The sequence below is a fragment of the Kribbia dieselivorans NBRC 106261 genome (genome assembly GCF_001552435.1).
In the GTDB taxonomy this organism is placed as follows: domain Bacteria; phylum Actinomycetota; class Actinomycetes; order Actinomycetales; family Dermatophilaceae; genus Kribbia; species Kribbia dieselivorans.
Genome location: NZ_BCRE01000220.1, coordinates 1 through 8133, shown reverse-complemented (window position 1 = coordinate 8133; position 8133 = coordinate 1). Strand labels below are relative to the sequence as shown.

The 8133-nt window shown below is 69.4% G+C and carries 6 protein-coding genes; 1 reads left to right on the top strand and 5 read right to left on the bottom strand.

Features of this window, described 5'->3' with window-relative positions; genetic code table 11:
- A partial coding sequence (locus KD1_RS16970; RefSeq protein ID WP_169795411.1) for an Rv3235 family protein occupies nucleotides 1-636 on the top strand: 636 nt, incomplete at its 5' end.
- 109 nt (nucleotides 637-745) lie between these two features.
- On the opposite strand, the gene KD1_RS14740 is transcribed toward KD1_RS16970, so the two are convergent.
- The 5 genes from KD1_RS14740 to KD1_RS14720 all read right to left on the bottom strand — a co-directional run bounded on the left by KD1_RS14740 (nucleotide 746) and on the right by KD1_RS14720 (nucleotide 8030).
- On the bottom strand, nucleotides 746-1258 hold the full coding sequence (locus KD1_RS14740) for a hypothetical protein (RefSeq protein WP_068403183.1): 513 nt from the start codon (nucleotides 1256-1258) through the stop codon (nucleotides 746-748).
- 223 nt (nucleotides 1259-1481) lie between these two features.
- Nucleotides 1482-4250, bottom strand: a complete 2769-nt coding sequence (gene secA, locus KD1_RS14735) for a preprotein translocase subunit SecA (RefSeq protein ID WP_068403181.1) — start codon at nucleotides 4248-4250, stop codon at nucleotides 1482-1484.
- A gap of 167 nt (nucleotides 4251-4417) precedes the next feature.
- The gene (hpf, locus tag KD1_RS14730) at nucleotides 4418-5083 is read right to left on the bottom strand and encodes a ribosome hibernation-promoting factor, HPF/YfiA family (RefSeq protein WP_068403179.1); all 666 of its coding nucleotides are present in this window, start codon (nucleotides 5081-5083) and stop codon (nucleotides 4418-4420) included.
- Nucleotides 5084-5339: 256 nt separating this feature from the next.
- The gene (locus KD1_RS14725) at nucleotides 5340-6092 is read right to left on the bottom strand and encodes a ComF family protein (protein WP_068403177.1); all 753 of its coding nucleotides are present in this window, start codon (nucleotides 6090-6092) and stop codon (nucleotides 5340-5342) included.
- 132 nt (nucleotides 6093-6224) lie between these two features.
- On the bottom strand, nucleotides 6225-8030 hold the full coding sequence (locus KD1_RS14720; RefSeq protein WP_083542513.1) for an LpqB family beta-propeller domain-containing protein: 1806 nt from the start codon (nucleotides 8028-8030) through the stop codon (nucleotides 6225-6227).
- Between the last annotated feature and the right edge of the window lie 103 nt (nucleotides 8031-8133).

Genomic DNA, 8133 nt, shown 5'->3' with positions numbered 1-8133 from the left:
ACCGCCGTGGCCGTCCCCACCGTCACCGGCCCCGCCGCGACCCTCTCCGCCGCGACCCTCGCGTCGGCCGACGGAGCCACGTCGCCACCGGCACAACCCCTGCCCGAACTGCGCGTACGCCGCGCCCCACGGTCACTGCCCACCCCGAGCGCGGTGCTCCGGCCCGCCGAGAGGAATACTCGAGCGCCGTTGGGCGGGCCGCGGTATGTCCAGGACGCCCTCGCGGTCGAGAGCCGCACCACAGGTTCCGATGCCGATTTCGACCGCCTGCCCACCTCGATGGAGGACCTGCCCGACCCCCGGCGGTGGGCCATTCACATGGCGCGTGCGGTGACCGAGGTGATGCAGGGCCAACGGGCTCCGACGCAACTGCTGCGCTGGACCTCCAGCGAGGTCTACGCCGTCGTCGCGCGTCGCAGCGGGGTAGCCGCCCGGCGCGCTGCCGCGGAGCGGGCCCGCGGGGTGGACCGGGCCCGGCGCCCGGTACGCATCCGCCGAGTCGTGACCTGCCTGCCGACTCCGGAGGTCATCGAGGCCGCCGTCATCGTCGAGGACGGTCCTCGCGTGCGGGCCATGGCCCTGCGGTTCGCCGGCTTGGACGGCCGGTGGGTGCTCACCGCACTGCAGACCGGCTGAGCGAACCTCCCGGTGGGCCCAACATCCCGGTGGGCCCATGGACACGAACGGGGGCCGACGTCCGTTCGGACGCCGGCCCCCGTTCGGAGGGTGCAAGGCCGTGCCTGACTCAGGCCTTCTTGAGGGTCGAGGTGCCGAAGTCCGACCCGTCGGCGGGGACCCCGAGGAAGTTGACGAACTTGCGCATGTAGGCGCCGCCCTCGGGGGCGACGATCAGCTGGGAGGTGGTCTCGGAGATGGGCTTGGCGGTGTAGAGGAGCACACGCTCACCCTCGATGACACCGGTGACCTGACCGCGACGGGTGTCGTACTTGATGTTCTTGATGGTCAGCGACGTGCCGTCGGCCTTGCTCAGGGTGAGGCCACCCTTGGAGATGATGATGCCCGAGGCGTCGGGGTTACCGATGACCTCGGCGTTGATCGTCTTGCTGGCCGGGTCGATGGTCGTGCCACCGAAGCCCTCCATGGTGAACAGCCCGAAGTTCACACCCAGGGCGAGCAGCGGGGACGAGGTGCTGCTGACGTAGGCCGTCGGCTTGGCGGCCGTGGCCGCGGAGACGAGGCCCAGACTCATGGCCAGTGCCGCGAAGACGGCGATCACGGTCGAGAGGTATCGCTTCATTGCGCATCCTTCAGATCGGTCGCAGGCGAGGCTGCGGGGTGGTCAGGAGGGCGTCGTTACCGTCCCGACGTCCTTATTACCACGCGGTAATACCGATCGGTAGTGGTCTTTCGGAGATGCGTCGGAGATGCGTTTGCGCAGGTCACAGGTCAGGGGCCGGTGGAGGGTGACTCCGGCCGGCCCCTGGCGCCGCGATCGGCGGCTTGGCGATCCTGCCTGGCGATCAGTTGCCGCGACGCTGCCGCTTGGCCTCGGCGCGGCGCTGGGCGCGGTTGCCGACCACGGCGGCGTCGGGCGCGAGGCTGCCGTCGGGGAGGATCTCGTGCTGCTCGACGGACCCGTCGTCGCTCGGGGCGGAGTACTGCAGCGGCGCGTCACGCACCGCGTCGTACAACTCGTCCCCGGCGCTCGGCTGCCCGCTGGTGCCGCCGCTCAACTGGCTGAGCAGATCGGTGACGTGGACGGGCGTGACCGTCGGGGCCGCCTCCTCGACCTGGACCTCGGTGTTGAACAGATGGACGACCGAGTCCTCCTTGATGGATTCGGTCATGGCGTCGAAGAGCTGGTAGCCCTCGCGCTGGTACTCCACCAACGGTTCGCGTTGGGCCATGGCCCGCAGCCCGATGCCCTCCTTGAGGTAGTCCATCTCGTAGAGGTGCTCGCGCCACTTGCGGTCGAGCACGGACAGCACGACACGCCGCTCGAACTGGCGCATGACGTCCTCGCCGAGTTCGGCCTCGCGCCGGTCGTATGCTTCGTGCGCATCGGTGAGGATCGCCTCGCGCAGGGCGTCCGCGGTCAGCGCCGCCCGGGTTCCGGCACCGTCGATGACCTGCTGCTGGGTCAGCGAGATCGGGTACAGGTCACGCAGCGCACTCCACAACTTGTCGAGGTCCCACTCCTCCGAGAAGCCCGTGGCCGTCGCGGCATCGATGTAGCTGTCGATGACGTCGGTGACGAAGTGGCGGACCTGCACCTCGAGGTCCTCGCCCTCGAGCACCCGACGACGCTCCGCGTAGATGACCTTGCGCTGACGGTTGAGGACGTCGTCGTACTTGAGGACGTTCTTGCGAATCTCGAAGTTCTGGCCCTCGAGCTGGCTCTGCGCCGACTCGATCGAGCGCGAGAGCATCCGACCCTCGATCGGGGTGTCGTCGTCGATCTTGCTGGCCGTCATGACCCGGTCGACGAACCCGGCGTTGAACAGTCGCATGAGGTTGTCCTGCAGGGAGAGGTAGAACCGCGACTCCCCCGGGTCACCCTGACGGCCGGAACGACCACGCAACTGGTTGTCGATGCGCCGCGACTCGTGTCGCTCCGTACCCAGGACATACAGCCCACCGAGCCCGACGACGGTCTCGTGCTCGGCCGCCACCGCCTGCTCGGCCTTCTCGAGCGTCTCGTCCCAGGCGGCTTCGTACTCCTCCGGGGTCTCCTCGGGGTCGAGGCCACGCTTCTTCAGGGCGGCGACGGCGATGAACTCGGGGTTGCCACCGAGCATGATGTCCGTACCACGTCCGGCCATGTTCGTCGCCACCGTGACCGAACCCTTGCGGCCGGCCTCGGCGACGATGGTCGCCTCACGGTCGTGCTGCTTGGCATTGAGGACCGCGTGCTTGACCCCGCGGTCGTCGAGCAGGCGCGACAACAACTCGGACTTCTCGACACTGGTCGTGCCCACGAGCACCGGCTGCCCCTTGTGGTGGCGCTCGGCGATATCGGCGACCACGGCACGGAACTTCGCGTCCTCGGTGCGGTAGACGAGGTCGGCCTGGTCCTTGCGGATCATTGGGCGGTTCGTGCGGATCGGCACGACACCCAGTTTGTAGATGGAGTTCAGCTCGGCCGCCTCGGTCTGGGCGGTACCGGTCATGCCGGAGAGCTTGTCGTACATGCGGAAGTAGTTCTGCAGGGTGATCGTCGCGAGCGTCTGGTTCTCGCTCTTGATCTCGACCTGCTCCTTGGCCTCGATGGCCTGGTGCATGCCCTCGTTGTAGCGGCGCCCGGCCAGGATACGACCGGTGTGCTCGTCGACGATCATGACCTCGCCGTTGAGCACGACGTAGTCCTTGTCGCGCTTGAAGAGTTCCTTGGCCTTGATGGCGTTGTTGAGGTACCCGATCAGCGGGGTGTTCTCGGGCTCGTAGAGGTTGTCGATGCCCAGGTGGTCCTCGACCTTGTCGATGCCGGCCTCGAGCACGCCGACGGTCTTCTTCTTCTCGTCGACTTCGTAGTCACCGGTCGAGGGCTGCCCGTCCTTGCCGGCCTTGCCCCGATCGAGGGTCTCGGCGATCGCCGCGAACTCGACGTACCACTTCTGCGGCTGATCGCTCGGCCCGGAGATGATCAGCGGCGTGCGCGCCTCGTCGATGAGGATCGAGTCGACCTCGTCGACGATGCAGAAGTTGTGGCCGCGCTGGACGAGTTCGTCGGGCGACCAGGCCATGTTGTCGCGCAGGTAGTCGAAGCCGAACTCGTTGTTCGTGCCGTAGGTGATGTCCTTGTTGTACTCGACCCGACGCTGCTCCGGAGTCATGCTGCTCAGGATGCAGCCGGTCTCGAGTCCGAGCGCGCGGTGCACACGACCCATGAGTTCGGACTGGTACTCGGCCAGGTAGTCGTTGACCGTGATGACGTGGACGCCCTGGCCGGCCAGTGCGTTGAGATAGCTCGGCAGGGTGGCCACGAGGGTCTTGCCCTCACCGGTCTTCATCTCGGCGACGTTGCCCATGTGCAACGCGGCCCCGCCCATGATCTGCACGTCGAAGTGACGCTTGCCGATCGTGCGGCGACTGGCCTCGCGGACGGCGGCAAAGGCCTCGGGCAGCAGGTCGTCCAAGGTCTCGCCGTCGGCAAGCCGCTTCTTGAACTGGTCGGTCTCGCCACGCAGTTCGGCGTCGGTCAGCTTGAGGAAGTCCTCCTCGATGGCGTTGACCTGCGCGGCGATCCCCTCCAACCGCTTGACGACGCGGCCCTCACCGGCGCGCAGCATGCGCTCGACTAGCTTCACGAAAATGCTCTCCTGCTCCCGTGCCGTCGCCGCGGCACAAACGTGGTCCTGCTCAGACTAGTCGCATTGGTGCCGTGCCCGTGAAACGCGCCAGTGGACCGCTCCCCGATCGGGGAGCGGTCCACTGGCCTCTGGTGGCGCCGTGACGGTCAGGCGACCCCGGTGCGGGCCACGTCCGGGACGTTGTCCGCGGCCTCGGTGGGGGCCTCGATCACCTCAAGGTGGATCACGCCGTAGGACCAGCCGCGACGGCGGTAGACCACGCTGGGCCGGTCGGTGTCCGAGTCGTGGTACAGGAAGAAGTCGTGACCGACGAGTTCCATCTCGTACAGCGCCTGGTCCAACGTCATCGCCGGTGACGAGTGCCACTTCTCGCGCACCTCGACCGGCGAGTCGCCGAACGGCCCCTCGGTGGCCGACTCCTCGGTCACCGGCGGGTGATCGTGGTTGGCCAACTCCTCGGAGATGTGCGCCGTCGCCCGGGCAACGGATTCAGGAGTTCGACGTCCGCGGTGTACCCGTCGACGGTCACTGGCTCGACGCAGTCGCTCGAGCAGTTTGTCCAGGGCCAGATCGAGGGCGGCGTACTTGTCGTCGCTGCAGGCCTCGGCCCGGATCGTCGGCCCCTTGGCCCGGCAGGTGATCTCCACCCGCTCGGTGTCCTTGGTGCCGCGGTGCGTGCCTTCGTGGGTGACGAGAACGTCCACCCGCTGCATGCGTGCCTCGAACTGCGAGATCTTGTCGAGTTTGTCGATGACGTGCTCACGGAAGCGGTCGGTGATCTGTACATGGCGTCCAGTTACGACGATGTCCACTGATCCCTCCTGAGGGTGCGCGCCGTGGTGGCGCAAGTGGCGAAAAGGTGAGGTGGCCTGTCGGGGCCGTTAGATCGCGGCATCACCTCCTGCGCACGCCCCACTGCGCTGTGGCCGACCGACGGCCTGCGCTCTGGAACGCGGTGATGGCGTTCCCTGACGTGCTGCCATACAGCAACGTTAGTCCGTCGAGTGTCCGTGCGGTGAACAGCCCCCCAATTCTTCGTGTCGAATGTGTGTGATGGTGCTCGCCCACTCAGGACGGACCCCATTTCGGGGTGGCACAGATGGTCGCGCACGCCACCGGATACCCGCCGTGGGCTCGGATCGCCGTCGCGGCGGCCGCCAAGGTGGATCCGGTGGTGATGACGTCGTCGACGAGCACACACACCGCTCCGTCGAGCGCGGACCGCCAGACCCGCCGGACTCGGATGGCCCCGGCCAGGTTGGCGCGCCGGCCCGTCACGGTCAATCGCTTCTGCACCCCGCGTCGGCGATGCCCGAACACGGGAGCCCACGACACCTCGTCGCGGTGGTACCCGGCCACGGCGGCCGCCGTCAGTGCGTGCAGGGGCACATCGCCACGGCGCCGCAGGGCGGTGATCGACGAGGGTGCCGGGACAACGAGGATGCCCCCGCGGCCGGTGGCCAGCGCCGCCAAGGCCGCGTCGTCGGAGCCGAGCGTGGCCGCGAGCGAGACGTCCAGCGAGGTGGCGAGCAGGGCGCCCAGCACGTCGCGGAGGTCGCGACGGTCGCCGTCCTTGTAGGCCCGGATCAGCTTCGCCATCACGTCGAGGTAGGCCCCGGCCGTATAGGTCGGCGGAAGCGCCGCCGGATGCCGGCCCAGGCGGGCGCGAGCCGGGCCGTCGGGGAAGCAGCACCCGGACAGGGCGGCCGTGCACCGTCGGCACAGCACCTGGCCGGGCTCGGAGCAGGCCGCGCACACGGTCGGCAGGACCAGGTCGGTCAGGGCACCCGCCGCCCGGCTGGCAGTCGAGATCAGGCTCATGACGCTCAGCGTCAGGGCTTCGGACCCTTGGGGACAGGGCCTTGCCGGTTCCTGTGGACGGGGCGGCCTCCGCCGACGGGGCTGTGGACAACCGGCTCCGCGCGCAGGTGTCGCTCAGCCCGGGTGTGTCGATCAGCGCAGCGGTACGGTCAGGCTCTGACCGCCGCTGCCGGCCTTCCACCCGTTGCCGGCGCGCACGTACAGACCCGATTCCGACTGCAGCACCAGCGTGCGGCGGCTGCCGAACGTCATGATCGACTCGGCACCGGCCAGCCCCCCGAGCACCATGTCGTACCCACCGAGCTCGACGATCGCCGCGCGGGGTGCACGCTCGCCGGAGGCATTGCTGAGGACCCCCACGGCACCGAGGTTGATCCAGACGACGTCACGGATGTCCTCGAACGGCGTGACGATGGTCCGGGTCAGCCGGGACAGCCGCCACGGACGGCCGTCGGCGCGCCGGACGATGCCGGCCACCTCCAGCCGAGTGTCTCGACCGCGCTGATCGGTGGTCAGCAGCGCGATCTGGGCGCCGTCGGGGCTGACCCGCGCGGCGCGGATGAAGCGATTGCGGGCCAAGGAGGGAACGGTGATCCGAGACACCTGCGGCCCCCGGGCCGTCGGCGGGTCGGCGGCCGCGAGCGCCCACAGACCGGCGGACCCGTCGCGGGACCGTCCGCTGACCCACAGCCAGTCGAGGGTGTCGTACATCGGGCGGGTCAACTCGATTCCGAATCCGGTCACCTGCCCACGGGCATCGGCGCGGGCCCGATGCACATGGGTCAGGGTCCGGTCGGTCCAGGCGATCTCGGTCCCGTCCTGTGACTGGGCGAGCAGTTCGGGATCACCGGTCAGGGCCGGCAGATCAGCGGGCGCCGGCGCGGGCTCGCTGTTGCCGACCAGGGCGTCGAACGTCGTCGGGTACAGCCGGTTGCCGCGGCGGACCAGCGGTGTGCCCGTGGTCGTCGGTGGGTTCGTCGTCGCGCCCACCTCCTCCGGGGTCGCCACCGGCGGGGCCACACCCTCGGCCTCGAGCAGCACCCCGTCCGCGGTGATCTCCACGGCGGCCACCGAGGCGACGTCGGGCAGGTCAGTGACCTGGGTCAGGGTGGCCGCGAGTTCGGCGTACAGCCGGCGACGACGGTCGGGGTCGGCGACGACGTCGCTGGCCTGCACCGGGACACTGGCCACGCCGTCACGGACCGCGACCAGGTCCCCGGCCAGCCGCACCGGCGGGTCGGCGAACGTCGCTCCCCGCAGGTACGCGGGGGCGCCGGCCAGTTGCTCGCGCGCCAACCGGCTGACGATGCCCGTGAGCGGGAACCACCGGCGCTGCGGAATGAGGATGCCGGTGCTGCGGGACTGGTAGTACAGGTTGAACGGGCGCAGCCAGTCGTCGGACTCCGCGCGTGTCATCCATCGCCCGAACCCGCTCGGCAGCTCGGAGATCCGCCATTCGCCGCCGCTGGGGCGGGAGAGCCGGAACTGCGCGGTGCGGCGCTCGTCGGCCTGGCCGACCGTCATCCGGCCGACCTCGTCGATGGTGGCGACGACTCGGGTGGAGACCGTGAAACGACCGCCTCCGACGCTCATGCGCACGATCGGTTCGTCGTTGCCGCGGATGACGGTGCCCTGGTCGGGCGCCCAAGCCTGATTGGCGGATTCGGTGAGGTAGCTGCGGGCCACGGTGACGTCGCCGAAGCTGATCGCCGAGGCGCGCAGGAAGTCGGTGAGGACCTCGTCGGCCGGGGCACCGGGGCGGGGACCGGAGGGCAGTTGCTGGACCTCGCGTTGTTCGACGGGGCTGTCCACGCGCAGGCCGGGGCGGACCGGGCCCGAGGTCGCCAGTCCCGAGCAGGCGCCGAGCATCACCGCCATGAGCAGGGCGAAGAGTGCCTGTCCGACTACCCGTCGTCGGCGCGAGCGGCGGGGCGTCATGACCCGTCGCCCGCATTCTCGACATCGCCATCGGGGCCAGGCTGGGTGGGCGCGGCCTGGTTGGGCGCGGCCTGACTGGCCTTGCCGGCCGCCTCCGCCGCGG

Bases quoted from the DNA above. Each gene is read 5' to 3' on its own strand.
- KD1_RS14740 (WP_068403183.1), bottom strand. From the start codon at position 1,258: ATGAAGCGATACCTCTCGACCGTGATCGCCGTCTTCGCGGCACTGGCC.
- secA (WP_068403181.1), bottom strand. From the start codon at position 4,250: ATGCTGCGCGCCGGTGAGGGCCGCGTCGTCAAGCGGTTGGAGGGGATC.
- KD1_RS14725 (WP_068403177.1), bottom strand. From the start codon at position 6,092: ATGAGCCTGATCTCGACTGCCAGCCGGGCGGCGGGTGCCCTGACCGAC.
- KD1_RS14720 (WP_083542513.1), bottom strand. From the start codon at position 8,030: ATGACGCCCCGCCGCTCGCGCCGACGACGGGTAGTCGGACAGGCACTC.